The sequence below is a fragment of the Stappia sp. MMSF_3263 genome (assembly GCF_030733745.1).
In the GTDB taxonomy this organism is placed as follows: Bacteria; Pseudomonadota; Alphaproteobacteria; order Rhizobiales; family Stappiaceae; genus Stappia.
The window spans coordinates 213,808-236,928 of record NZ_JASHIK010000005.1 but is presented as its reverse complement, the minus strand read 5'-3'; the positions used below and the strand labels follow the sequence as shown (position 1 = coordinate 236,928).

General features: G+C 66.4%; 24 protein-coding genes. 17 read left to right on the top strand and 7 right to left on the bottom strand.

The features are described from left to right. Positions 1–21 precede the first annotated feature (21 nt). The 5 genes from RBB46_RS08480 to RBB46_RS08460 are packed head-to-tail and all read left to right on the top strand — an operon-like array spanning position 22 to position 2,948. On the top strand, positions 22–294 hold the full coding sequence (locus RBB46_RS08480) for an acyl carrier protein (RefSeq protein ID WP_306028525.1): 273 nt from the start codon (positions 22–24) through the stop codon (positions 292–294). Then, positions 291–1,511, top strand: a complete 1,221-nt coding sequence (locus tag RBB46_RS08475; RefSeq protein ID WP_306028523.1) for a beta-ketoacyl synthase — start codon at positions 291–293, stop codon at positions 1,509–1,511. The genes RBB46_RS08480 and RBB46_RS08475 overlap by 4 nt, the downstream gene beginning before the upstream one ends. A 33-nt stretch (positions 1,512–1,544) precedes the next feature. Then, positions 1,545–1,958 (top strand): hypothetical protein, encoded by a 414-nt coding sequence (locus RBB46_RS08470; protein WP_306028521.1) that lies wholly within the window; start codon positions 1,545–1,547, stop codon positions 1,956–1,958. Then, positions 1,955–2,368, top strand: coding sequence for a MaoC/PaaZ C-terminal domain-containing protein (locus RBB46_RS08465; protein ID WP_306028519.1), 414 nt, complete (start codon positions 1,955–1,957; stop codon positions 2,366–2,368). Before RBB46_RS08470 ends, RBB46_RS08465 begins: the two co-directional genes overlap by 4 nt. 40 nt (positions 2,369–2,408) lie before the next feature. After that, positions 2,409–2,948, top strand: coding sequence for a 2'-5' RNA ligase family protein (locus RBB46_RS08460; protein ID WP_306028517.1), 540 nt, complete (start codon positions 2,409–2,411; stop codon positions 2,946–2,948). Between the two features lie 20 nt (positions 2,949–2,968). On the opposite strand, the gene RBB46_RS08455 is transcribed toward RBB46_RS08460, so the two are convergent. The 5 genes from RBB46_RS08455 to RBB46_RS08435 all read right to left on the bottom strand — a co-directional run bounded on the left by RBB46_RS08455 (position 2,969) and on the right by RBB46_RS08435 (position 8,517). Continuing rightward, a complete protein-coding gene (locus RBB46_RS08455; RefSeq protein ID WP_306028516.1) occupies positions 2,969–3,490 on the bottom strand; it encodes a DUF2478 domain-containing protein in 522 nt (173 codons plus the stop codon). A 159-nt stretch (positions 3,491–3,649) separates the two neighbouring features. After that, positions 3,650–4,816, bottom strand: a complete 1,167-nt coding sequence (gene uxuA, locus RBB46_RS08450; RefSeq protein ID WP_306028515.1) for a mannonate dehydratase — start codon at positions 4,814–4,816, stop codon at positions 3,650–3,652. Positions 4,817–4,870: 54 nt separating this feature from the next. Then, positions 4,871–5,620, bottom strand: a complete 750-nt coding sequence (locus RBB46_RS08445) for an FCD domain-containing protein (protein WP_306028514.1) — start codon at positions 5,618–5,620, stop codon at positions 4,871–4,873. Further along, positions 5,617–7,446: a glycoside hydrolase family 2 protein gene (locus RBB46_RS08440; RefSeq protein WP_306028512.1), complete on the bottom strand. Its 1,830-nt coding sequence runs from the start codon at positions 7,444–7,446 to the stop codon at positions 5,617–5,619. The genes RBB46_RS08445 and RBB46_RS08440 overlap by 4 nt, the downstream gene beginning before the upstream one ends. 90 nt (positions 7,447–7,536) lie before the next feature. After that, positions 7,537–8,517 carry a TRAP transporter substrate-binding protein gene (locus RBB46_RS08435; RefSeq protein ID WP_306028511.1) on the bottom strand — a complete coding sequence of 327 codons (981 nt, stop codon included), beginning with the start codon at positions 8,515–8,517 and terminating at the stop codon, positions 7,537–7,539. A gap of 314 nt (positions 8,518–8,831) precedes the next feature. On the opposite strand from RBB46_RS08435, the gene RBB46_RS08430 reads away from it, so the two are divergent. From RBB46_RS08430 to uxaC, 5 genes are read left to right on the top strand one after another with little or no spacing between them, the layout of a single operon-like run. Further along, the gene (locus tag RBB46_RS08430; protein ID WP_306028509.1) at positions 8,832–9,350 is read left to right on the top strand and encodes a TRAP transporter small permease; all 519 of its coding nucleotides are present in this window, start codon (positions 8,832–8,834) and stop codon (positions 9,348–9,350) included. Between the two features lie 12 nt (positions 9,351–9,362). Beyond that, a complete protein-coding gene (locus RBB46_RS08425; RefSeq protein ID WP_306028507.1) occupies positions 9,363–10,664 on the top strand; it encodes a TRAP transporter large permease in 1,302 nt (433 codons plus the stop codon). Between the two features lie 19 nt (positions 10,665–10,683). Then, positions 10,684–13,083: a glycoside hydrolase family 31 protein gene (locus tag RBB46_RS08420; RefSeq protein ID WP_306028506.1), complete on the top strand. Its 2,400-nt coding sequence runs from the start codon at positions 10,684–10,686 to the stop codon at positions 13,081–13,083. A 14-nt stretch (positions 13,084–13,097) separates the two neighbouring features. Further along, positions 13,098–14,588, top strand: a complete 1,491-nt coding sequence (locus RBB46_RS08415; RefSeq protein WP_306028505.1) for a mannitol dehydrogenase family protein — start codon at positions 13,098–13,100, stop codon at positions 14,586–14,588. Continuing rightward, positions 14,585–16,000, top strand: coding sequence for a glucuronate isomerase (uxaC, locus tag RBB46_RS08410; RefSeq protein WP_306028504.1), 1,416 nt, complete (start codon positions 14,585–14,587; stop codon positions 15,998–16,000). The genes RBB46_RS08415 and uxaC overlap by 4 nt, the downstream gene beginning before the upstream one ends. Positions 16,001–16,018: 18 nt before the next feature. On the opposite strand, the gene RBB46_RS08405 is transcribed toward uxaC, so the two are convergent. Next, a complete protein-coding gene (locus tag RBB46_RS08405; RefSeq protein ID WP_306028502.1) occupies positions 16,019–16,375 on the bottom strand; it encodes an antibiotic biosynthesis monooxygenase in 357 nt (118 codons plus the stop codon). Continuing rightward, positions 16,372–16,695, bottom strand: coding sequence for an NIPSNAP family protein (locus RBB46_RS08400; protein ID WP_306028500.1), 324 nt, complete (start codon positions 16,693–16,695; stop codon positions 16,372–16,374). Before RBB46_RS08400 ends, RBB46_RS08405 begins: the two co-directional genes overlap by 4 nt. Positions 16,696–16,774: 79 nt before the next feature. Here RBB46_RS08400 and RBB46_RS08395 point away from each other — a divergent pair, with 79 nt between their 5' ends. The 7 genes from RBB46_RS08395 to RBB46_RS08365 all read left to right on the top strand — a co-directional run bounded on the left by RBB46_RS08395 (position 16,775) and on the right by RBB46_RS08365 (position 23,113). Then, positions 16,775–17,464, top strand: a complete 690-nt coding sequence (locus RBB46_RS08395; protein WP_306028499.1) for a helix-turn-helix transcriptional regulator — start codon at positions 16,775–16,777, stop codon at positions 17,462–17,464. A 141-nt stretch (positions 17,465–17,605) separates the two neighbouring features. Beyond that, positions 17,606–18,058 carry an SET domain-containing protein-lysine N-methyltransferase gene (locus tag RBB46_RS08390; RefSeq protein WP_306028497.1) on the top strand — a complete coding sequence of 151 codons (453 nt, stop codon included), beginning with the start codon at positions 17,606–17,608 and terminating at the stop codon, positions 18,056–18,058. Positions 18,059–18,075: 17 nt separating this feature from the next. Next, on the top strand, positions 18,076–19,026 hold the full coding sequence (locus tag RBB46_RS08385; RefSeq protein ID WP_306028495.1) for a ThiF family adenylyltransferase: 951 nt from the start codon (positions 18,076–18,078) through the stop codon (positions 19,024–19,026). Between the two features lie 48 nt (positions 19,027–19,074). Further along, positions 19,075–19,992, top strand: a complete 918-nt coding sequence (locus RBB46_RS08380; protein WP_306028493.1) for an aspartate carbamoyltransferase — start codon at positions 19,075–19,077, stop codon at positions 19,990–19,992. 122 nt (positions 19,993–20,114) lie between these two features. Continuing rightward, positions 20,115–21,098 (top strand): glycine betaine ABC transporter substrate-binding protein, encoded by a 984-nt coding sequence (locus RBB46_RS08375; protein ID WP_306028492.1) that lies wholly within the window; start codon positions 20,115–20,117, stop codon positions 21,096–21,098. 18 nt (positions 21,099–21,116) lie between these two features. Further along, a complete protein-coding gene (locus RBB46_RS08370; protein ID WP_306028490.1) occupies positions 21,117–22,007 on the top strand; it encodes a DMT family transporter in 891 nt (296 codons plus the stop codon). Then, the gene (locus RBB46_RS08365) at positions 22,004–23,113 is read left to right on the top strand and encodes a mandelate racemase/muconate lactonizing enzyme family protein (protein WP_306028488.1); all 1,110 of its coding nucleotides are present in this window, start codon (positions 22,004–22,006) and stop codon (positions 23,111–23,113) included. Before RBB46_RS08370 ends, RBB46_RS08365 begins: the two co-directional genes overlap by 4 nt. The last annotated feature ends 8 nt before the right edge of the window (positions 23,114–23,121 follow it).

Genomic DNA, 23,121 nt, shown 5'->3' with positions numbered 1-23,121 from the left:
TGACAGGGACAGAGACTCATCATGGAACAGATGGCCGAAGGGATTGATCCCGCGACGCTCGAGAGACTTCTCGATCTGGTAGCGAAGGAAGGAATGGTCGAACGTGAAATGCTCACAGCCGACGCAACCTTCGACGACCTCGGCATCCAGTCCGCCGACATGGTGGTCATCCTGATGGCGATCGAAGAGGAATTCGGCGTCTATATCCCCGTCGACGGCGACCTCGCGGAGGCCCGCACGGTTGGAGACTTCCTCAAGGTTCTCGCGGCCCGCATGAAGGAAGATGCCGCGTGACGAGCAAAAACAGGCGCATTGTCGTCACTGGAATGGGCGCCATCACCGCCGCCGGCATGGGTGCCGACGCGCTGTGGACAGCAGCACGCGACGGCCGCACCGGCGTTTCGCATTTTCAGCTCGACCGCTATCCGCGCCAGCGCATCACCAAGGCGGCGCATATCCCCGGCTTCGACCCCCAGGCGCATCTGACGCCGCAGGAGATCAAGACGACCGACCGCTTCGCGCAACTGGCGCTGGTCGCCGCCGAAGAAGCGCTGCGCAACGCGGGTATCGATACCTCCGAACCGCTCGGCTCCCGCGTCGGCGCGATCATCGGATCGGGCATCGGCGGCTCGTGGACCACGGATGACGGTCACTACGGCTTCTACGTCACCGAGACCCGACCCGACCTGATGACCATCGCCAAGGTCATGCCGAACGCCGCCGCGTCGCAGATCAGCATGCGCTACGGTGTTCGCGGCCCCTCGCTCGCAGTGTCGAGCGCCTGTGCTTCCGGCACCCAGGCGGTCGGCTACGGCTTCCAGATGATCCGTTCCGGCATGATCGATGCGGCGCTTGTCGGCGGCAGCGAGGCCCTGCTGACACCGGCGACGTTCCGCGCCTGGGAGATCCTGCGCGTCATGGCCCCCGAGGCCTGCCGGCCGTTCTCCGGCAAGAGAAACGGCATGGTGCTCGGCGAAGGCGCCGCCGTGCTGATGATCGAGGAACTCGAGCATGCGCTGGCACGCGGCGCGACGCCGCTGGCCGAGATCGCCGGCTACGGCACGACGAGCGATGCCGGCGACCTGCTGCGACCGACGGTCGAGGGCCCCGCGTCGTCCATGGCCAACGCCCTTGCCGATGCCGGCCTGCAGCCCGAAGACATCGGCTATGTCAACGCGCACGGCACCGGCACGATCCTCAACGACATTTCCGAAACGGAAGCCGTTCGCAGGGTTTTCGGCGGTTATGCCGAGACCCTGCCCGTTTCGTCGACCAAGCCGATCCATGGCCATGCCCTCGGCGCAGCCGGCGCGATCGAACTCATCATCACGGTGAACGCGCTGCGCGAGAAGATCGCTCCTCCGACGATCAACTGGCTGGAGCAGGATCCCAAATGCCTGCCCGATCCGGTGCCCAATACGGCCCGCCCCCATCAGATCGACGCCGCTTTGAGCAACTCCTTCGCCTTCGGCGGCATCAACGCGACACTCGCGATACGCGCCGTCCGATAACGGACGTATCGGCACGCATGATTGGAGCGCGGTATGAGTGAGCCGGACTGGACCCTCATCGCGGAGGTGGAACTTGCCACGGCCCCCGATCGGGTCGCCGCCTTCGCGGCCGCGGTCGGCGGGACGGGCGTGGAGGCTGATGATCGCGTCCCCGCGACCTTTGCCTTCACCGTGCTCTCCAGGCCGGAAATCCTGGGCGCGCTTGAAAGCGTCGCCGCCGATCGTTCGGCCGTCCTCGTTCACCAGGCCCAGCAATTCCGCTACGAGCAGGCGCTTGAGGTCGGGCGGCCTTACCAGGTGGCCGTGGACTGGCGGCGCAACCCCGACCGGGGCGACCGGATCGTGGTGCGCGGACGCGTGCGGGACGCGGCCGGCCGCCACTGCCAGGAGTTTCTTGCGGACATCGTCCTGTTCGAGAACCGCCGGGCAGACGGAGCCGGATCATGAGCGAAGCCGCCTTTCCCGTCGGGCACAAGTTTGCCGATACCGCGCCGGCGCTGCTCGACGCCGCCCGCGTCGCGGCCTATGCGGATGCTTCCGGCGATCGCAATCCCATTCATCTTGACGAGGATGCCGCCCGCGCCGCCGGCCTGCCGGGCACCATCGTGCATGGCATGCTGATGATGGGTCACTTCGAGCGGGCATTGAGAGGCTGGCTGCCCGGCACAGACATCCGCAGCCTGCAGATACGCTTTTTGAGGCCGCTCGCGGTCGGCGCGCGGATGACGATTTCCGGCCGGGTTGCCAAGCTGCTTCCCGGCGAGGTTCCGGAAATGATTGTCCGACTGACCGTGCAGGATGATGCCGGCCAGTCTGTCAGCATCGGCGATGCGACGGTGCGGGCCGGGAATATCTGACATCCGTCCACGGCAGGCCGGGCGCTTGCGGGAGAACGACATGCCCCTCGCCATTACCCTGCGCATCGACGATCCGGACGCGGCCTCCGTCACCACGATCTGGGAGACGCTGCTGGCCGGGGGCATGGAGGCGACGCGGCGCAACTTCGCCTATGCACCCCACCTGACCCTCGCCATTCTTCCGGACGCCCCAGACGAGGAAGACGCCATCGCGGACACCCTGGCCGGGGTCGCCGGCCACTGCGCCCCGCTCGCGCTGACGCTGAGCGGGCCGGGCATCTTTCCCGGACCGCCGGCCGTGGTCCATCTCGCTCCGGTGCCCCGGCGCGAACTCCTCGATCTCCACCAGGATCTCGACGCGACGCTCGCGGCCCGGCATCCGGGGCTGGCCCGCGCCGGACACTACCTGCCTGGCGCCTTCGTGCCTCATGTGACGCTGTGCGAAGCGACCGAGGATCCCGCCGCGGCGATCCCGGCCGTGCTGGCCGGTAGCGCCTGGCCGCTCAGGCTGCGAGCCTCCCGGCTGGAACTGGTGCGGTTTCACCCCGCGCGGGTGGTCGCGGGCTTTGCAATGGGGTGAGAGCGGATCGCGGCTGCGGCTCAGCCGACAGCCTCCGCAGGGGATACCGCATCTGCAATCCACCCCGTGATCGCCTCGACCTGCGGCAAAAGCTCGGTCGCCTCTCCCCCGCAGAACTCCAGGAACGCTTCGCGGTTGAGACCGTTGACGCCCACGATCACGGCCATGTCGGCGGCCAGTGCCTCGGCGATCAGGTCGCGGAACCCGCGCCCCTCGGCTTCCTGCTTGCCGAACTTGTTGACGATCAGCACCTCGGCCCCGCTGGCAAGCTGCCGGGCCGTCGCCCCGACAGCCATCTCCAGCCCGTGCGGATCAAGGCGACAGCCTCGCGCGTCCTTGCCCAGCGACTGGGAGATACGGAACATCGGCCCGGCCGGCAGGACCTTGACGTCCATGTCGCAGTGCCGGCCGCTGTCGCAGTCCGAGTTGATCTGGACAACGCCGCAGGTACGGATGCCCTGCCGGGCAAGGGCATCCGCCACGCCCGCGAGCACAAGATCCATGTCGCCGCGTCCGGGCGACGTCGTATAGGCCAGATGCATGTCCGTTCCGTACCTGACTGGTTTGACTGACAGGTATTGCAGACCAGTGGCCATGCGGGCAAGCCCGCCTTTGCGCGCAGGTTCCGGGCAAGCCCTGCATGCCATGCCCGGCTGCCCTTGCCTGCTCGTCGGTGACGTTGTTGTTCGCGCGTTGGATGCTCAGCCGGGCACGAGCGCGGCGACGGCCATCTCGATGCCGCGCAGTTCGGCAAGTCCGCGCAGGCGGCCGATGGCCGGATAGCCCGGCGTCGACACGCGCCTCAGGTCGTCGAGGATCTGGTGGCCGTGATCGGGCCGCATCGGCAGCGATACGCCCCGACGGCGCTCGATCTCCACCACTTTGCGCACCACCGCGACCATGTCGACATCGCCGTCCAGATGCGCCGCCTCGTGGAAGCTCTTGCCGTCACCCTCGCGCTTCGTCGTGCGCAGATGCAGGAAATGCACCCGCGCACCGAACCGCTCCAGCATGGCGACGAGGTCGTTGTCGGCCCGCACGCCGTAGGAACCGGTGCAGAAGGTGAATCCGTGCGCCGGGCTGGGGGACATTGCCGCGATCGCCGCCATGTCGTCCTGGGTTGAGACGATGCGCGGCAAGCCGAACAGCGGCCGCGGCGGATCGTCGGGATGAATGGCAAGGACGATGCCGGCCTTTTCCGCCACCGGCAGCACGATCTCCAGGAACGCCGCGAGCCGCTCGCGCAGATCGTCCGCGTCCATCCCCTCATAGGCCGCGAGTCGGGCGCGGAACGTGTCGAGCGAATAGCTCTCCTCCGCTCCCGGCAGTCCGGCGATGATCGTGTCCGTGAGAACGCGGATGTCCGCGGCCGACATGCCGGCATGCAGGGCGCGCGCCGCCTCGATCTCCGCGTCGGTATAGTCGGTCGACGCGCCCTCGCGAGCAAGCACGAAGAGGTCGAACGCGGCGAAACGGATCTGGTCGAAACGCAGGCAGCGGGCGCCGTCGGGCAGTTCGTGCGCCAGTTCGGTTCGCGTCCAGTCGAGCACCGGCATGAAATTGTAACAGACGGTGCGGATGCCATTGGCTGCAAGGTTCGCGAGCGACACGCACCAGGCCTCGGCGTGCCGCTCCCAGCCCGGCGCGCCGGTCTTGATGTCCTCGTGCACGGGAATGCTCTCGACCACGGACCATTCAAGCCCGGCGGCCTCGATGGCGGCCTTGCGCGCGGCAATCGTCTCGACCGGCCACGCCGTGCCGTTGGGCACATCATGAAGCGCCGTCACGACACCCCGCGCACCCGCCTGGCGGATGTCGGAAAGGGTGACCGGGTCGGTCGGGCCGAACCAGCGCCAGGACTGTTGCATTTCGAAAAATCCCTTGGGGATGGGGTGGATACGATTGCTTTGGGTGAGGCCGTTTCAGGTTCCCGCCGCCGTGGCCGGACCGCTGTCGAAGAGGTAGCCGTCGAACTGCGGGTCATCGACATCGGACAGCTCAAGAAGCGTAAGCCGGACGTTTTCCAGATGCCGCCACATGGCCTGCCGGGCCGCGCCCGGGTCCCGGCACTGCAGTGCCGTCAGGATCGCCTGGTGATCCTCGAGCCATTTTCCCCGATACCCCCGGTCGAAGATGCGCGTGTGCAGGCGCGCCCACATCGGGCTCTGCTCGCGCTTGCGCCAGAGTTCGTCGATCATGTCGACAAGCACGCTGTTCTGCGTCGCCTCGGCGATCAGGTGATGGAAAAGCTCGTCACCGGAATAGTCCCCGGAGCCGGCCTCGATTGCCTTGCGCTCCAGCTCGAGCGCCTCGCGCATGCGCAGGATGTCCGACTTGGTCACCATGGTCGCGGCGAAGGCGGCGATGCTGCTTTCCAGCACCTGTCGCGCCTGCAGCAACTCGAACGGCCCGATATCGCCGCGCGGCTCCTCGCTCTCGCCCGAGGGAAGGCGCTCGACATAGATGCCCGATCCCTTGCGGACGTCGACGAACCCCTCGATCTCCAGCATGATCACCGCCTCTCGCACGAGCGAGCGGCTGACGGCCATTTCCTCGGAGATCTGGCGCTCGGTCTTGAGTCGGTCGCCGATGCGGTAATTGCCGGCACGCAATTCCTGCTTGAGCGCCTCGGCCACTTCCTCGTAGCGCCGCTTGCCGCCGCCTTCGATCATGCGTCCCCCTCCCCGGCGGCCTCCGCCTCGCGGCGCTCCGCATAATAGGATGCGAGCACGTCGAAGGCTTCTTTCACGGTGGTTTTGTCGGCCGCGATCAGGCCTTTCTTGTTGTACCCACGCTGAAAGATATTTTGCCGGCGTTCAACCCGGAAGTCATAGAGGATCCACGGCGACATGCCCTTCACATAGGACAGGCCGCGCAGGGTGGCGATCTGCCGCCGGTAGACCTCGGTCATGTAGGTTTCGCTGAACAGGCCGCGCGCCGGCGCGCCCTCGCCGATCGCGCCGTCCGCGCCGGTCTCGGAAATCACCACAGGCTTGCCGGGATCTGAATTGCGGCCGATGGCGACGAGATCCTCGAAATTTTCCTCGTACCAGCCGTAATACTCGTTGATGCCGATCACATCGATATGCTCGGCCAGCCGGTCCTCGATGCGGTTGCGCGCGTGGTTGACGAGGCAGGCGGCCGAGGTCAGCCGGGTCGGGTCGAATTCTTTCGCCGTATCGGCAAGGCCCTTCATGAAGGCGAGGCGCGCGTCGGTGTCCGGGTTCTCGTTGCCGACCGACCAGATGACGACGCTGGCCCGGTTGCGGTCGCGCTTGACCAGCTCGATCAGCTGGTTGCGGGCATCCCGGTAGGTCGCCGGATTGTCGAAGGCAACGGCCCAGTAGACCGGGATCTCTTCCCACAGCAGGAAGCCGAGTTCGTCGGCAAGCCGCGCCGCCATCTCGTGATGCGGATAATGGGCTAGCCGCAGGTAGTTGCAGTTGAGCGCCCTGGCATGCTCGAAGCGCCGGCGCAGGTCCGCCTCGCTCGTCACCTTGCCGGTGTCGCGGTCGTCCTCGTGCACCGAGATGCCGCGCAGGAACAATTCCTTGCCGTTCAGCCGGATCTCGTCCCCGGCCCGCTCCACCTGGCGGAAACCGACCCGGTCCTCGACCCGGTCTTCGCCCGCCGTAAGGGCCACGTCGTAAAGCTTCGGATTGTCGGGCGACCACAGGTCCGGGAGCGCCGCGAATGTCACCGCCCCGCGCCCGTCCGCATCGAGTGCAACGGCCTGGCGGATGCCGAGTTCCGGGATTTCCAGCACGGCCTCGGAGGCATCGCCATCGACGGTCACCTCGGCGCGGATGCGGGCATAGCTCCCATCGGGAACCAGATGGACGAAGAGGTCGCGGATCACCGTTTCGGGCGTCTCGTAGAGCTCGACCTCACGGTAGACGCCGCCATAGTTGAACCAGTCGGTGTTGCGCATCGGCACGCGGTCGAGCGTGCGGGCATTGTTGACCATCAGCATCAGCCAGTTGCGCCCCGGGCGCAGATGGTCGGTCAGTTCGCAGAAGAACGGCGTCGAGCCGCCATAGTGGTTGCCGAGGAATTCCCCGTTGAGGAAAACCTTGCAGTCGTATTGCGCCGCACCGACGCGCAGGAAGCGGCGCTTGCCGGCCAGATCGCCGGCCAGTTCCCCGTCCATGTCGAGCGGCCGTGTGTACCAGGCGCTGCCCTCGAAGAAGTACCACTTCTCCTTCAGCATCTGCCAGCAGGAGGGAACCGGGACGGTCTCGCCCTCGTAAGGGTCGTAATCCCAGGGTTCGGCCCGCTCCTCGGCCGGCATCGGCAGCATGGAGAACCATTTCTGCCTGAGGCCCGTGTCGAGCAGGTCGACGCAGAAGTTCCAGTCGCCATCCAGACTGATGCCACGGCGCCCGCCGGTGAAGATCATCGTCTCGTGGTTGAGCGACTGCGTGTTGAAGGGACGGTCGTAGTCCTCGTCATGCAGCGCCTGAAGCGCATTCTCGGCAAGGGCGGAACGTTCGAGCACGACGGGACTCCGGAAAAATCAATTGGGCGAAACAGGGAGAAAGTCCGCGCCGCACGCGAAGGCGCGGCGCGGGACAGTCCTTGGGAGGACTTATTCGGCAGCGGCCTTGATGCGCTTGATCAGGTCGGCCACGCGCTCGGACTTGGCGGCGGCCTCCTCATGCATCGGCAGCACCTTTTCCACGAACGGACCCTTCTCGACCTCGACGAATTTCACGCCGAGTTCCTTCTTGGCGAGCTCGATGCCTTCGGCGACCTGCTCGTTCCAGTTCTTGCGGTGGAAGTCCATGGACTCGCGGGCGGCCTGCTTCAGCGCCTTCTGCTGGTCTTCCGACAGCGCGTCCCAGGTCTGGGTCGAGATCATCACCACCGAGGGGATCATGGTGTGCTCGTTGTTGGAATAGACCTTGGAGACCTCGCCGTGGCGGGCCGAGGTCAGCGCCAGCGGGTTGTTCTCGGCACCATCGACGACACCCTGCTGCAGCGCGCTGTAGAGCTCGCCCCAGGCGATCGGGGTCGGGCTGCCGCCCAGCAGTTCGACCATGCGGATGGCCGAGGGGCTCGGCTGGACGCGGATCTTCATGCCTTCAAGGTCGGCCGGAGTGCGGATTTCCTTGTTGGCGTAGAAGGAGCGCGCGCCCTCGACATAGTAGGCGACGCCGATAAAGCCCTTGTCGCGCGAGGAGGTCAGGATATCGTCGCCGATCTCGCCGGACAGAACCTTGTAGTAGTGCTCCTCGTCGGCGAAGATGAAGGGCAGGTTGAGGGCCGAATAGGATTCCTCGAAGGCTTCCAGCTCGCTGGCATTCGAGCGGGCCATGTCGAGCGTGCCGTTCTGCATCAGCTCCATGGACTCGCGCTGGTTGCCGAGCTGGGCATTGGCATAGACCCGGATCTTGACGTCGCCATTGGTCAGTTCATTGACCCGCTCGGCCATGAACTCCATCGACTTGTGAAGCGGATGGTCTTCCGGATTGTTGTGATTGAGCTTCAGGGTCCGCGCCTCGGCGACGGAAGCGAAGGCGAAAAGGGCCGCGCCGGCGATGGCGGCGGCGCGATAGGACATGCGCATGTGAATTCCTCCCGGGTTTTCTCCATCCGGACCGCACACCCGGCCCGGACGTCGCAACGCATCGGCACTGCCGGCCTTTGCGCAAATTGGCCGGCCAATTCTGACCAACACTGCCGCGAGACTTCTTCAACGGCACCGATATGTCAACCAATTTTGAAAATTGGTTGACCAATTTTTTTAAATGCGCAATGTCAGGACCTCAAGCGACGCGGCACAATGCGCGCGAGACAAAGGTCCGGCACGATCCGGAACCGGGAGGACAGGATGGTCGCGAGACACGAACCGGCGACGGCTCTCACGGGAGGCGCTTCGCCATGCACGCTCTGAAGATCCGCATCGACCGCGTTCTGGGGATGCTCATCGCCGCCGTTTTCGCGGTCCTCGTCGCCTGCGTCGTCTGGCAGGTGGTGTCCCGCTACGTGCTCGGCACGCCGAGCACGGTCACCGACGAGATGGCCCGCTTCCTCTTCATGTGGGTGGGTCTCGTCGGCGCCGCCTACACGCTCGGTCAGCGCCGGCATCTGGCCATCGACGTCCTTCCGCTGATGCTCAGCGGGCGCAACGCGCAACTCCTTGCCGCACTGGTGATGTTGCTGATCGCCGGCTTCGCCGCGATCGTCATGGTCTATGGCGGCTACCAGCTGGTCGAGAAGACGCTGGCCACCGGCCAGCTCTCGCCGGCCCTGCGCATACCCATGGGCTATGTCTACGGCGCCATCCCCTTCTCCGGCGCGATGATCGTCTTCTACTGCAGCTTCTTCCTGGTCGGCCTCGCCCGCGGGGAAACTCCCGACACTCCCGCCGGCGATGCGCCCGGCGGCCCGCTCGACTGAGGATCGCGACCCATGGAACTGCAAAGCGCACTCACCCTCTTTGGCGTGTTCGGCCTGCTGATGGTCCTCGGCGTCCCGATCGCCTTCGCCATTGGCATCGCCTCGGTCGTGACCTTCACCCTGTTCATGACCTTCGACCAGTCGGTCTACATCACCGCCCAGCAGATGGCTTCCGGCCTCGACAGTTTCACGCTGCTGGCGATTCCCTTCTTCATCCTGGCCGGCAACATCATGAATCGCGGCGGCATCGCCCTGCGCCTGATCGAGTTCGCCAAGGTGCTCGGCGGTCGCCTGCCCGGCTCGCTTGCCCACTGCAACGTGCTGGCCAACATGATGTTCGGCTCGATTTCCGGTTCGGCCGTCGCCTCCGCCGCGGCCGTCGGCGGCGTCATGGCACCCTTGCAGAAGAAGGAAGGCTACGACCCGGCCTATTCGGCCGCCGTCAACATCGCCTCCTGCCCGACCGGCCTGCTCATCCCGCCCTCGACCACCTTCATCGTCTATTCGCTGATCACCAACGGCACCTCGATCGCGGCCCTTTTCGTCGCCGGCTACGTGCCCGGCATCCTGATGGGCCTTGGCCTGATGCTGGTTGCCGGCATCATCGCCAAGAAGCGCGGCTACCCGGTCGCCCCGCGCCCGAGCCTGCGGGAAGTCATCCGCAAGACGGCGGACGCGGTGCTGCCGCTCGGCCTCATCGTCATCGTCATGGGCGGCATCATCGGCGGCGTCTTCACCGCGACGGAAGCCTCGGCGGCAGCCGTCGTCTACACGCTCATCCTCGCCCTCGTCGTCTATCGCGAGATCGGCGTGAAGGACCTGCCCGGCATCATCCTGGAATCCGCCGTCACCACCTCCATCGTGTTGCTGATGATCGGCTGCTCGATCGCCATGTCCAAGGTGATGGCCTTCGCCGACATCCCCTACACCATCTCCGACATCCTGCTCGGGCTTTCGGAAAACCCGCTGGTGCTGCTGCTGGTGATCAACCTCGCCCTGCTGGTCGTCGGCACCTTCATGGACATGACCCCGGCGCTGCTGATCTTCACGCCGATCTTCCTTCCCGTCGTGAAGGATCTCGGCATGGATCCGGTCCATTTCGGCGTGATGATGACCTTCAACCTGTGCATCGGCATCTGCACGCCGCCGGTGGGCTCAGCCCTTTTCGTCGGCTGCTCCGTCGGCAATGTCTCCATCGGCAAGGTGCTGAAGCCGCTGCTGCCCTTCTACGCGGTGCTGGCGGCAATGCTGCTGCTCGTCACCTTCGTGCCGGCGATCAGCCTGACCCTGCCCCGCCTGCTTCTCGGCTACTGATCACCGGACACCTGCTCACATGAAACCGCTCAAGTCCTTCCGCCTCGATGCGCGTCGCGAGGCCGGCGTCGATCTTCTCGTCGATGGTCGCCACCTGTTGACGATCCATGTCCTCGACGAAACCCTGTTCCGCGTCGTGCTGCGCAAGGACGGCGTCTTCCGCCTCGCCCGCACCTGGACGATCGCGCCCGGACTGGCAACCGGCGGCGCCGATGTCGCCTGGGAGGGCCGCGACCGGATGGATCTTTCCGGCTTCCCCTGCCCGGCCTTCACGCTGGAGGAGACCGCCACCGGCCTGACCCTGTCCACGGACACCCTGCACCTCGAAATCACCGAGCCGCTCACCTTCACCTGGAGCGCTCGGCAGGCGGACGGGAGCTTTGCCGTCTTTGCCGAGGAGCGACCGACCGGCGCCTATATGCTCGGCGTGCGCGACAATGCCCACGGCCATTTCCTCCTGAGGAAACCCGGCGAGCGGGTCTACGGTCTCGGCGAAAAGGCGGGCGACCTGGAGCGCTCGGGCAGGCGCTTCGAGATGCGCAATCTCGACGCCATGGGCTATGACGCCAGCGCCACCGACCCGCTCTACAAGCACATCCCCTTCACGCTCACCCGCACCGCGGATGCCGGCGCCTTCGGCCTCTTCTACGACAATCTCGCGGGTTGCTGGTTCGATCTCGGCAACGAGCTCGACAACTACCACCGGCCCTACCGGGCCTATCGCGCCGCCGATGGCGATCTCGACTACTACATGAGCTGGGCGCCGAAGGTGCTCGACGTGGTCAAGGCGCATGTCCGCCTGACCGGCGGCACCGCCTTCCCCCCGCTCTGGAGCCTCGGCTATTCCGGCTCGACCATGCATTACACCGATGCGGAGAACGCGCAGGAGCAGCTTGAGGGCTTCGCCCGCCTTGTCGACGAGCACGACATTCCCTGCGACAGCTTTCAGCTCTCCTCCGGCTATTCCTCGATCGGGCCGAAGCGCTACGTCTTCACCTGGAACCACAACAAGGTGCCCGACCCGAAGGCCATGGCCGCGACCTTTGCAAAGGCCGGCCTGCATCTTGCCGCCAACATCAAGCCCTGCCTCTTGCAGGACCACCCCATGTATGACGAGGTCGCGGCGCGCGGCCTCTTCATCCGCGACAGCGAGAGCGATACGCCGGAACGTTCCTCCTTCTGGGACGACGAGGGCTCGCATCTCGACTTCACCAATCCGGAGACGGTCGCCTGGTGGCAGACAAACGTCACGGAGAAGCTGCTTGCCAACGGCATCGGCTCGACCTGGAACGACAACAACGAGTTCGAGGTCTGGGACGCGGGTGCCCGCTGCAACGGCTTCGGCGAGGAAATCGATGTCGGCCTCGTCCGCCCCCTGATGCCGCTCTTGATGAACCGCGCCAGCCGCGAGGCGCAGGTGGCGCATGCGCCGGACAGTCGCCCCTATCTCATCTCGCGTTCCGGCGCGCCCGGCATGCAGCGCTACGCCCAGACCTGGTCGGGCGACAACCGCACCGAATGGAAGACGCTGCGCTACAACATCCGCATGGGCCTCGGCATGTCGCTGTCAGGCCTTTACAATATCGGCCACGATGTCGGCGGTTTCGCCGGGCCCAAGCCCGACGCGGAACTCTTCGTCCGCTGGGTGCAGAACGGCATCTTCCATCCGCGTTTCACCATCCATTCCTGGAACGACGACGGCACCGTCAACGAACCCTGGATGTATCCGGAAGCAACACCGCTCGTCCGCGACGCGATCCGCCTGCGCTACCGCCTGCTGCCCTATCTCTACACGGCGCTGCAACAGGCCGTCGTGGCGCACGAGCCGATGCTGCGCCCGACCTTCCTCGACCACGAGCATGATGCGCGCTGCTTCGAGGAACCGGACGATTTCATGATCGGCCGCGACCTGCTCGTCGCCAATGTCATCGAGCCGGGCCAGAGCGAGCGGCGCGTCTACCTGCCGGACAATGGCAGCGGCTGGCGGGACTTCTGGACCGGCGCCTGGCATGCGGGCGGACAGGAGATCGTCGTGCCCGTCACGCTCGCCTCCATGCCGCTCTTCGTGCGTGCCGGCGCCGTGCTGCCGCTCGCCGAAGGGCTTGCCCGCGCCGACGCCGCGCGCGATGCGACGCGGGTGCTGGCGCTCTTCCCCGCCCCCGCCGGCATCTCCGCCACCTGCACCGAATATGCCGACGACGGCGTCTCGGCGAACGCGCTTGCCGGCAACCACGCGATCACCGAAATGACGCTCACCTGCGAGGCGGACGCGCTCCGCCTGACACTGCACCGCAAGGGCGCCTATCGGCCGGCCCATGCCAGCGCGCGCGTCGAGCTGCCGGCCGGCGAAAGCCGCCGTCTCCTCGTCAATGGCGTGGACATTTCCTCCGGCGACAGCGTTTCAATCCCGGATGAATGATCAAGGATAGTTCCATGCAAAAGCTGGAAAAAAAGGGCGACGACTTCGATCGCACCCTCCCTACCTACGAGCGTGCGACGTTGCGGGAGCGCATCCTTCACATCGGTTTCGGCGCCTTCGCCCGCGCCTTCCTGACGACGATCCTCGACGAGACGCTGGACGGCACCGGCGAGCCCGAAAACCGCGACTGGGGCATGGTTGCCGTGCGCCTCAACTCCGGCGTCGAGGATCTCGACGCCCTGGAGCGGGACGACTGCCGGCACTGGGTGCTTGCCGCCGATGACGAGAGCACGGAGGTCCGCCGGGTCGATGCCGTCGTCGCCACCTGCCATCCGCTCCGCGACGGCCTTGCCGCGCTGCTCGGCCGTTTCACCCGGCCGGAACTGGCCATCGTCTCGCTGACCATCACCGAAAAGGGCTATTGCACTCGCGACGGACGCCTCGATCCAGGCAATGCCGGCATCGTCCGCGATCTTGCAACGCCGCAGGCTCCCGGCACGGCCATCGGCGTCATCGTCGAGGGCCTGCGCCTGCGCCGCGCCGCCGGGCTTGCCGGGCTGACCGTCCTTTCCTGCGACAACCTGCCGGAAAACGGCCATGTCTGCCGCGCCGCCGTGCTCGATTTCGCCCGTGCCCGCGACGAAGGCCTCGCTGCCTGGATCGAGGCAAATGTCTCCTTCCCCTGCACCATGGTCGACCGGATCGTGCCGGCGCTTGATGCGGACGGACGCGACATGCTGGCGCGCGCCGGTATCGCCGCCGATGCCGGGATCGTCTGCGAGCCCTTCCGGCAATGGGTGGTGGAGGACTATTTTGCCGCCGGCCGGCCGGACTTCTCCCTTGCCGGGGTGCAATTCGTCTCCGATGTGCGCCCCTTCGAGGAGATGAAGCTGCGCATGCTGAATGGCAGCCACACCTTCCTCGCCTGCCTCGGACAGCTCGCCGGCCTTTCGACCATTGCCGAGTGCGTGGGCGATCCGCTGCTGCGCGCCGCCGCGCGCGGCCTGATGCTGGAAGAGCAGGCCCCGACCCTGTCGCTGCCGGACGAGCACGACCTTGATGCCTATGCCGATGCTTTGCTCGCCCGCTTCTCCAACTCCCGGCTGAAGCACCGCACCTCCCAGATCGCCACCGACACCAGCCAGAAGCTGCCGCAGCGCTTGCTGGCGCCGATCCGCAGGCACCTTGCCGCCGGTACGCCCTGGCCACGTCTGGCGCTCGGCGTCGCCGGCTGGCTCGCCTTCTGCCGCGGCAAGGACGAGGCAGGCAACGCGCTCGCCCTCAACGACCCGCTGGCCGGACGCATAACGGAGATCGTCGCCGGCAATACCGACGGCCCGGCCTATGTCCGCGCCATGCTTGGCCTCGAAGCGGTCTTTCCGGCCGACCTTGCCGCCAATGCGGACTTCGTTTCGCTTGTGGAGGCCGCCTATCTGGAGCTGCGACGCGAGGGCGTGCGCGCCACCCTCGCCCGCCTTGCCGACGCCCCCAGGAGCCCCGCATGACCAAGCCTTTTCTCGGCGACGACTTCCTGCTCGAAACCGACCACGCCGCCCGTCTCTTCCACCAGGTCGCGGCGTCGCTTCCCATCGTCGACTACCACAACCATCTGCCGCCGGCGGAGATCGCCTCCGACAAGCGCTGGGATACGCTCGGCCGCATCTGGCTGGAGGGCGATCACTACAAGTGGCGGGCGATGCGCTGGGCCGGTATCGACGAACGGCTGGTCACCGGGGACGCGGATTTCCGCGAGAAATATGAGGCCTTCGCCGGTGCCATGCCGCGCTTCGTCGGCAACCCGCTCTATCACTGGTCGCATCTGGAGCTGGCCCGCTATTTCGGCATGAAAGGCGTGGTGCTCAATGCGGGCAGCGCCGGCGAGATCTGGGACGAGGCCAACCGGCAGCTCGCCGGCCCTGATCATTCGGCGCGCGGCCTGCTGCGGGGCATGAAGGTCGAACTGGTCGGCACGACGGACGACCCCTGCGACACGCTCGAACACCACATCGCCCTGAAAGGTGACGCGACGCTCGGTTTCCGCATGGTGCCGAGCTTCCGCCCGGACAAGGCATTCAAGATCGAGCTCGACGGCTTTGCCGACTATGTCGCACGGCTCTCCGAGACATGCGGCCAGCCGGTTGCCACGTTCGACGACCTGATTGGCGCGCTGACCGCCCGGCTCGACCATTTCGTCGCCGCCGGCTGCCGCGCCACCGACCACGGCATCGAGATCCTGCGCCAGGGGCGCGACTGCGGCGCGGCCCGGCTCGACGCGATCCTGTCGAAGCGGCTTTCGGGCGCGACACCGGACGAGGACGAGATCGCCGATTTCCAGACCGCCGTGCTGGTCGCCCTCGGCCGCGCCTATGCGGCCCGCGACCTCGTCATGCAGTTCCATATCGGCGCGATCCGCAACGCCCGCAGCGCGCTCTTCTCGCGCCTCGGCCCCGATGTCGGCGGCGATTCCATCGCCGATCTGCCGCTTGCAGGCCCCCTCAACGCGCTGCTTGACCGGCTCGACCGCACCGGCGAATTGCCCCGCACCATCCTCTACTGCCTCGATCCGACCAGGAACGAGGTCGTCGTCACCACCGCCGGCAACTTCCAGGACGGCAGCGTTCCGGGCAAGGTTCAGGCCGGCTCCGGCTGGTGGTTCAACGACCAGCTTGACGGCATGGAGCGGCAGATGGCGCAGCTGGCGCAGATGGGCCTCCTCTCCACCTTTGTCGGCATGCTCACCGACAGCCGCTCCTTCCTCTCCTTCCCGCGCCACGAATATTTCCGCCGCCTGCTTTGCAACATGGTCGGCGGCTGGATGGAGCGCGGCTTGATGCCGCCGGACACGGAGCTTGCCGACGGCCTCATCCGCGACATCTGCCACGGCAACGCGAAACGCTGGTTCCTTGATCCCGCCTGATCCCCCAGGTCCTTGCGGCTACGCGCTGTCGTCGTGAACGGACCGGCTGTCGGCGGGCGCCTGCGCCCGGTCGCGCAGGCCATAGTCGCGCGACACCTCGGCAATGCGCAGCCGGTAGTCGGAGAACACCCCGCCGCGCCCCTGCCCCTGGGCCGCGCGGTGGCTCTCACGGTTGCGCCAGGCCCGAACCGCGTCCTCGTCGCGGAAGAAGGAGAGCGACAGCACCTTGTCGGGATCGGACAGGCTCTGGAAGCGCTCCACCGAGATGAAGCCGTCGATTCTCTCCAGCACCGGCCGCAGGCTTGCGGCAATTTCCAGGTAACGCTCCCGGCCGCCGCCCTTCGCCGGCACGACCTCGAAGATCACCGCGATCACGACCGTGCTCCATGCGGCGCCGAGACGAGCTTCAGGAAGGTTCGATCCTCGCGCAGCAGGAAGCGCTCATCCTGTGCGAATTCGTAGTTCTCGCGGCCGAGCGGGTCGGCGGCAAGCCGGGCCCGGTAAGCTTCGTAGTCGCCAAGGCTTGCAATGTTGTAGATGCCGTAGGCGAGCGTGCTCGACCCCTCGTGCGGGGTGAAATAGCCGATCAGGTCGGCCCCGCAACGCGGGATCGCGGTACCCCAGTTGCGGGCATATTGCGCGAACTGCGCCTTCTTCGTCGGGTCGATGTGATAGCGGATGACGCAGGTCAGCATGTCTGCTCCCTTCCTTCATGTGGACAGGTCGCCACGCTAACCGATTGCGGCATGCTCATGCTTCGACTACCATCGAACCATGAAAGAAGGTCCGGACATCGCCCGTCTCGCCGCGCTGATCGGTGATCCAGCCCGCGCCAACATGCTGTCGGCGCTGATGGGCGGGCGTGCGCTGACCGCAAGCGAACTGGCGGCCGAGGCCGGCGTCACCCTGCCCACCGCCAGCTCTCATCTGGCGAAGCTGTGCGAAGGCGGTCTGGCAAGCCCCCGCAGGCAGGGCCGGCACAAGTATTTCAGCCTCGCCAGCGACGAGGTTGCCCGGGTGCTGGAGGGGTTGATGGGGCTTGCCGCCGGCCACGGCCACCTGCGCAGCCGCCCGGGCCCGCGCGATCCGGCCCTGCGCAAGGCCCGCGTCTGCTACAATCACCTGGCCGGAGATCTGGGCACGCGGATGTTCGACAGCCTCATGGCACGCGGCCTCATCGGGCGCGGCGGCGACGACCTCGCCCTCACCCCGGCGGGACGCGCCTTCGTCGCGGATTTCGGCATCGACCTTTCCGCGCTCGACGCCGGCAAGACCCGGCTCTGCCGCGAATGCCTCGACTGGAGCGAACGCCGCTCGCATCTCGCCGGCAGCCTTGGCCGCGCCATCCTCGGGCGGATCGAGGACCTTGGCTGGGCCCGCCGCGATCGCCAGACCCGCATTGTCGCCTTCACGCCGGACGGCGAGACACGATTCCTAGAACGCTTCTGTCCCGCACCGGACTGACCTGCATCTTCTCGGCGCGCAGAAATCAAAATCACACGCACTGGTAGGCACAAAATGAACCGTGCGGATCATATCCGCATGAGTTCATGCACAATAATCTCTCCTTGAACAGCGGGACACCACCCCTTCAAGGAAGAAATCATGCCGTCCGTCAAAGACGTTTCAGAGCTCCAGGAAGAACAGTCCTCGATTTCAGAAATCAAGATCGAGGTTCGGGCTGCAGGCCGCAAGGGGCGCGGCGTCTATGCACTCAAGGATCTTGCCGCAGGAGACCTTCTGGAGCGCGCTCCGGGGATCTTCTTCGACGCATCAAGAAGTGCAGAACTCAAGCCGACGGCTGTATTCGACCACCTGCTCGCCAATCCCACCGACTACGCCCCCGGCAATCCGGGCAACACCTACGCGCTGATCAATGGCGCCATGTCCTACTGCAACCATGCGGCGGACAACAACGCCGTCATCCAGTGGAGCTTCGAGGCCGACGGCCTCTGGCTGCAGCTGCGCGTCCTGCGGCCCGTCGCGGCCGGCGCCGAAGTGACCATCCGCTACACCAATCTCGAGGAATACCCCGACGGGGACGGTTTCGACACCTGAGCGAAAGGACAGTTCACATGCTCAAGAAAGCACGCAAGATCAAGCTGGACGGCATCTATGACGAGGCCTTCTACAACGAGCGGGTATCGCGCTCGCTGTGTTTCCTCGGCATCGACGAGGAGCAGCGCCGGCTCTCCCAGGAAAAGCTGGCCAACGCCACTGTCGGCGTCGCCGGATGCGGCGGCATCGGATCCTACCTGGCGGTGCAGCTTGCCCGGATGGGCGTGCGCCACCTGAAGCTTGCCGATCCCGACCATTTCGACGCCTCCAACATCAACCGCCAGCTCGGCTCGGGCAAGAACACCGTCGGCCGCAACAAGGCGATGGTCGTCGGCGAGATGGTGCACGAGATGACGCCCGACGTGACCGTCGAGATCTATCCCGACGGCATCCAGCGCCATACGGCCGAGGATTTCGTCGAGGGCTGCGATCTGCTGCTCGACATGACCGATTTCTACCTGATTTCGGAGCGCTACGCGCTGCACCGGGCCTACCGGGCAAGCCCCACCGCGATCACCATGCTGTGCGCCTGCGTCTGGGGCTGGGCCTCGACCGTCTACAAGTTCGACAAGGACGGCGTCACCTACGAGGACCTGCTCGGCATTCCCGAGGACAAGACGCTCGACCGCGACGATGTCGAGCGCCTGATCAAGATGCAGGCCAACTACTTCCCTCGCTTCCCCGGACGCGACACCGTCTACGAGTGGATGGAGGACATCGGCAACATCCCGATCCTGGGCGCGGTCCCCCCGATCGCCTGCGGCTATGTCGCCGCGCGCTCCGTCCTTGCCCTGTGCGACCTGGAAAAGGCGCCCTATTGCGAGCCGCTGCCGCCGATCCCGGCCTACTACCTGGTCGACACGGCGACCTTCGACGCCGGCTTCTACGCCTTCGACGGCGACTGGGCCAATGACGGGGTTCACGAGAAGCACTTCGCCCCGGATTTCGACTGGCGCGCCGCCAGCTGATCCCGTCCCCCCGCCGCCTGTCCCACCAGCCAATACCGGGAGCTCGCCATGTCGGGTCCATCGACCACACGCCACTTGCTGTCCATCGACGATCTTGACGGCGACACCATCCGGGCGATCCTCGCCCGGTCCCGGGACCTGGCGGCGGGGGCGCAGAGCCGCGCCCGGGGCGCCATCGCGGCACTTCTGTTCTTCTCTCCCTCGACCAGGACCCAGTACGGGTTCCAGTCGAGCGTGCTGCGGGCCGGCGGCGGGGTGATCAGCGTCGACCTGGAAAACTCCCGGGCCGGATCGAATTGGGGCGAGAGCCTCGCCGATACGGCTCGCGTTCTCTCCGGCTTCGCCGACCTGGCGGTGATCCGCCATTCCGAGGCGGACGGGGTCTACGATTTCGCCGAGGCCTGCACGATCCCGGTGATCAATGCCGGCAACGGCATGGGACTGCGCGCCGAGCATCCGACCCAGGCCTTGATCGATCTCTTCACCATCGAAAAGGCCTTCGGGCGGATCGACGGACTGAAGATCCTGATCATCGGCGGCACGCATCTGCGCGCCTTCCGCTCCCAGATCCGCGCGCTGGCGCACTTCCCGCAGGTCGAGCTCTTCGTCCTGTGCCCGGACAAGTTCTGGATGGAGTTCGCCGATGCGGAACATTACCGCCGCGCCGGCATCCGCTTCACCCGGATCGGCCATCTCGACGAGGTGAAGCGCAATGTCGACGTGATCTACCACAACGGCATCACCGAACGTCGCGGCGAGCCGGTCGACAGCTTCTACGCGCTCGACAGGGCGAAGCTTTCCGAGATGCGCGCCGACGCGATCGTCATGCATTCCCTGCCGCGCGTCGAGGACCTCGCCCACGACGTCGACGGCATGCCCCAGGCCCGCTACTTCGAACAGGCCCATAACGGCGTTCCGGTGCGCGCAGCGATCATCGAGCACCTTCTGGCGGCGCAGCGCGAATAGCCCCGCCGCCCGGCCACCGGCCTTGCACGAGAACACCGACTGCCCCTGTCCGCGCGGACCGAACCCGCGCGCATCAGGACAACTGCACCCGAAATCCGCAGCAAACCCGAGAGGAACCTTCCATGTCCCGCATCTCCCGCCGCCTTGCAGCCCTTGGCGCCGTCGCCGCGCTGCTGCCCTCCGCGCTTCCCGCCACCGCCGCCGACAAGATCACGGTCACCGGTCTCAACTGGGACGCCGCCAAGGTCATCTCCCAGGTCCTGACGCAGGTGATCGAGAAAGAACTCGGCACCCCGACCGCGATCCTGGAGGCAGACACCAAAACCTCCCTGATCTCGATGGATGCGGGCGATGGCAAGCTCGACGTGTTCCCCGACATCTGGATGCCGAACCAGCAGAAGGCCTGGGAAACCTATGTCGATACCCGCAAGACCATCGGCCACAACGCCGGCTACGAGGCCGTCCAGGGGTTCTTTCTTCCCACCGGCACCGCCAAGGCGCTCGGCATTTCCACGATCGAGGACCTTAAGTCGCCCGAGATTGCCCGCCAGTTCGACACCGACGGCGACGGGCTCGGCGAATACTGGGCCGGAGAGGAAAGCTGGGGCGCGACCCGGCTCAACCGCATCAAGATGAAGTCCTACGGCCTCGACGACCTGTGGGAGCCCTGGATCGCCAGCAACGAGGACTTCAAGGCAGCACTCAAGTCCGCCACCCGGGAGGGCCGCCCCGTCATCTTCTACCACTGGACCCCGGAATGGGTGTTCTCGGTCCATGACCTCACGCTGGTCACGGAGCCCGCCTACTTCAAGGGCTGCGACACGGTCCACGGCCCGGCCGAGCGCGACGACTGGCTGGAGGCCTCCTCCTTCCCCTGCGCCTTCGAGACCAGCCGCGTCTACGTCTTCCACTCCCGTTCGCTGGAAACCCGCTTCCCGAAGGCGGCGGAGTTCCTGGCCCGGGTCTCCTTCGATCCGGCCGTGATCAACGGCTGGGTCACCGAGACCGGCGTCGAGGGCAAGGAGCCCGCCGAGGTCGCCAGGGACTGGCTTGCGGCGAACCCGGCCACCGTCGACGGCTGGCTCGGCCGTGCGCCGGCGCAGTGAGGCGGGACCATGCCCGACATGTCCGACACCGCCCGCCAGATACGCATCGGCATGATCCTGCTGGTGCTCTCCGCCGCCTGCTACAGCACGGCCGGGCTCTTCACCCGGCTCATCGACACCAGCGTGTGGACGATGCTCTGCATTCGCGGACTGGTGGCCGGCTTCTTCATCCTGGCCATCATGCTGGCGCGCGAAGGGCGCGCCGGCCTCGCCCAGTTCGGTGTGTTCCGGAGCGCCCCGGGTCTGGTCGCGATCGCCGCCAGCGTGCTCGCCATGATCTTCAACCTCAACGCCTACCTGAACACCTCGGTGGCGAACGTGGTGCTGATCTACGCCACCGCCCCCTTCGTGGCGGCCGGCTTTTCGTGGTTGCTCCTGCGCGAACCCGTGCAGGCCTCGACCCTGTGGGCGAGCTTCGTCGCCCTTCTCGGCGTCGTCGTCATTGTCGGCGGCTCGCTGGAGGGCGGCGGGCTGCTCGGCGATGCCTACGCCATGGCGATGACCTTCTTCATGGCGCTGATGATCGTCGCGGTGCGTTGGGGCAAGGCGCATTCGATGGTGGCCATGGCCTGCGCCTCAGCCTTCGCCTCGTTCCTGATCACGTTGCCGCTGGCGGATTTCGCCTCCATCGACGGGGAGATCCTCATCCTGCTGGTCGCCTTCGGGATCACCCAGCTTGGCCTCGGCATCCTCTTCCTGACGCTTGGCGCCCGCCACCTGAACTCCGGCCAGGCAACCCTGATCAGCACGCTCGACGTCCCGCTTGCCCCGCTCTGGGTGTGGATCGCCTTCGCCGACGTCCCCCCCCTTGCCACAGCCATCGGCGGGCTCGTGGTCATGGCCGCCGTCGTCTTCTCCATCCTCTACAGCCAACGCGCGCCAGCTCGGGCCGCGGAGGGAACATCATGAAAATCGACCGCATCACCGTCTTCCGCCTGGCCATCGGCTTTGGCGAAACCCGATATGTGACGGGCACCACCGGCAAGGCCCAGGACAGTGTCGATGGCACGATCCTGCGCATCGACACCGACGAGGGCCTCACCGGCTGGGGCGAGGTCAGCCCCTGGGGGCGCACCTATCTGCCCGAATTCGCGGAAGCCGCCCGCGCCGGCATCGACGTCCTGGCCCCTGCCCTGATCGGCGCCAATCCCACCGACATCGCCGGGCTGCATGCCCGGATGGACCGGCACCTGGACGGCCACGCCTATGTCAAGTCCGGCTTCGACATCGCCGCGCATGATCTTCTCGGCAAGGCCGCCAACCTGCCCGTCTACCGGCTTCTCGGCGGCCGGGCGAACGAGCGCATTCCGATGAACTGTGCCGTCTATCACGGCCCGTTCAACGAGATGGCGGAGCGGATCGCAGCCTATCGGGAAGGACCGGGCTACCGGATCTTCTCCACCAAACCCGGAGGAGAGGCCGTTTCCGACATCGCTCTCTACGAGCGGCTTGCCGAAATCCGCCAGCCGCAAGAGACCTTCATCGCCGACGCCAACCGCCTGTGGACGCTCACCGACGCCTTGAAGGTGGCGCGTGCCATCGAACCGCTCGGCTTCAACCTGGAACAGCCCTGCGGCACCTACGAGGCCTGCCTGCGGGTGCGGCGCGCCACCAGGGCGACGATGACGCTCGACGAGAGCGTTCTGGACGGCGACGTGCTGGCACGGCTGGCCCGGGACAACGCCGCCGACATCGTTCACGTCAAGCTGTCGCGCATTGGCGGCATCGCCGCCGCCCGCCGTTTCGCGGCCTTTTGCGAGATCGCGGGACTGTCGCTGAGCTGGGCCTCGTCCGGCGGCACGGAGATTGCCGACATGGCGGCCCTGCATGTCGCCGCCGCCACGCCGCGCGATCACCTCTTCGGCCTGTGGAGCTGCCGCGAGTTCAACACCCAGACATACGCCTGCGGCGCCTCGCACATCACCGACGGCTTTGTGGTGCCGAACGAGGCCCCCGGCCTTGGACTTACCCCCGACGAGGACGCCTTCGGCACCCCGATCGCAACCTATCGCTGACCCCCCAC

Coding starts and splice junctions, on each gene's coding strand:
- RBB46_RS08480 (WP_306028525.1), top strand. CDS start 22: ATGGAACAGATGGCCGAAGGGATTGATCCCGCGACGCTCGAGAGACTT.
- RBB46_RS08470 (WP_306028521.1), top strand. CDS start 1,545: ATGAGTGAGCCGGACTGGACCCTCATCGCGGAGGTGGAACTTGCCACG.
- RBB46_RS08465 (WP_306028519.1), top strand. CDS start 1,955: ATGAGCGAAGCCGCCTTTCCCGTCGGGCACAAGTTTGCCGATACCGCG.
- RBB46_RS08460 (WP_306028517.1), top strand. CDS start 2,409: ATGCCCCTCGCCATTACCCTGCGCATCGACGATCCGGACGCGGCCTCC.
- RBB46_RS08455 (WP_306028516.1), bottom strand. CDS start 3,490: ATGCATCTGGCCTATACGACGTCGCCCGGACGCGGCGACATGGATCTT.
- uxuA (WP_306028515.1), bottom strand. CDS start 4,816: ATGCAACAGTCCTGGCGCTGGTTCGGCCCGACCGACCCGGTCACCCTT.
- RBB46_RS08445 (WP_306028514.1), bottom strand. CDS start 5,620: ATGATCGAAGGCGGCGGCAAGCGGCGCTACGAGGAAGTGGCCGAGGCG.
- RBB46_RS08435 (WP_306028511.1), bottom strand. CDS start 8,517: ATGCGCATGTCCTATCGCGCCGCCGCCATCGCCGGCGCGGCCCTTTTC.
- RBB46_RS08430 (WP_306028509.1), top strand. CDS start 8,832: ATGCACGCTCTGAAGATCCGCATCGACCGCGTTCTGGGGATGCTCATC.
- RBB46_RS08425 (WP_306028507.1), top strand. CDS start 9,363: ATGGAACTGCAAAGCGCACTCACCCTCTTTGGCGTGTTCGGCCTGCTG.
- RBB46_RS08420 (WP_306028506.1), top strand. CDS start 10,684: ATGAAACCGCTCAAGTCCTTCCGCCTCGATGCGCGTCGCGAGGCCGGC.
- RBB46_RS08415 (WP_306028505.1), top strand. CDS start 13,098: ATGCAAAAGCTGGAAAAAAAGGGCGACGACTTCGATCGCACCCTCCCT.
- uxaC (WP_306028504.1), top strand. CDS start 14,585: ATGACCAAGCCTTTTCTCGGCGACGACTTCCTGCTCGAAACCGACCAC.
- RBB46_RS08400 (WP_306028500.1), bottom strand. CDS start 16,695: ATGCTGACCTGCGTCATCCGCTATCACATCGACCCGACGAAGAAGGCG.
- RBB46_RS08395 (WP_306028499.1), top strand. CDS start 16,775: ATGAAAGAAGGTCCGGACATCGCCCGTCTCGCCGCGCTGATCGGTGAT.
- RBB46_RS08390 (WP_306028497.1), top strand. CDS start 17,606: ATGCCGTCCGTCAAAGACGTTTCAGAGCTCCAGGAAGAACAGTCCTCG.
- RBB46_RS08385 (WP_306028495.1), top strand. CDS start 18,076: ATGCTCAAGAAAGCACGCAAGATCAAGCTGGACGGCATCTATGACGAG.
- RBB46_RS08380 (WP_306028493.1), top strand. CDS start 19,075: ATGTCGGGTCCATCGACCACACGCCACTTGCTGTCCATCGACGATCTT.
- RBB46_RS08375 (WP_306028492.1), top strand. CDS start 20,115: ATGTCCCGCATCTCCCGCCGCCTTGCAGCCCTTGGCGCCGTCGCCGCG.
- RBB46_RS08370 (WP_306028490.1), top strand. CDS start 21,117: ATGTCCGACACCGCCCGCCAGATACGCATCGGCATGATCCTGCTGGTG.
- RBB46_RS08365 (WP_306028488.1), top strand. CDS start 22,004: ATGAAAATCGACCGCATCACCGTCTTCCGCCTGGCCATCGGCTTTGGC.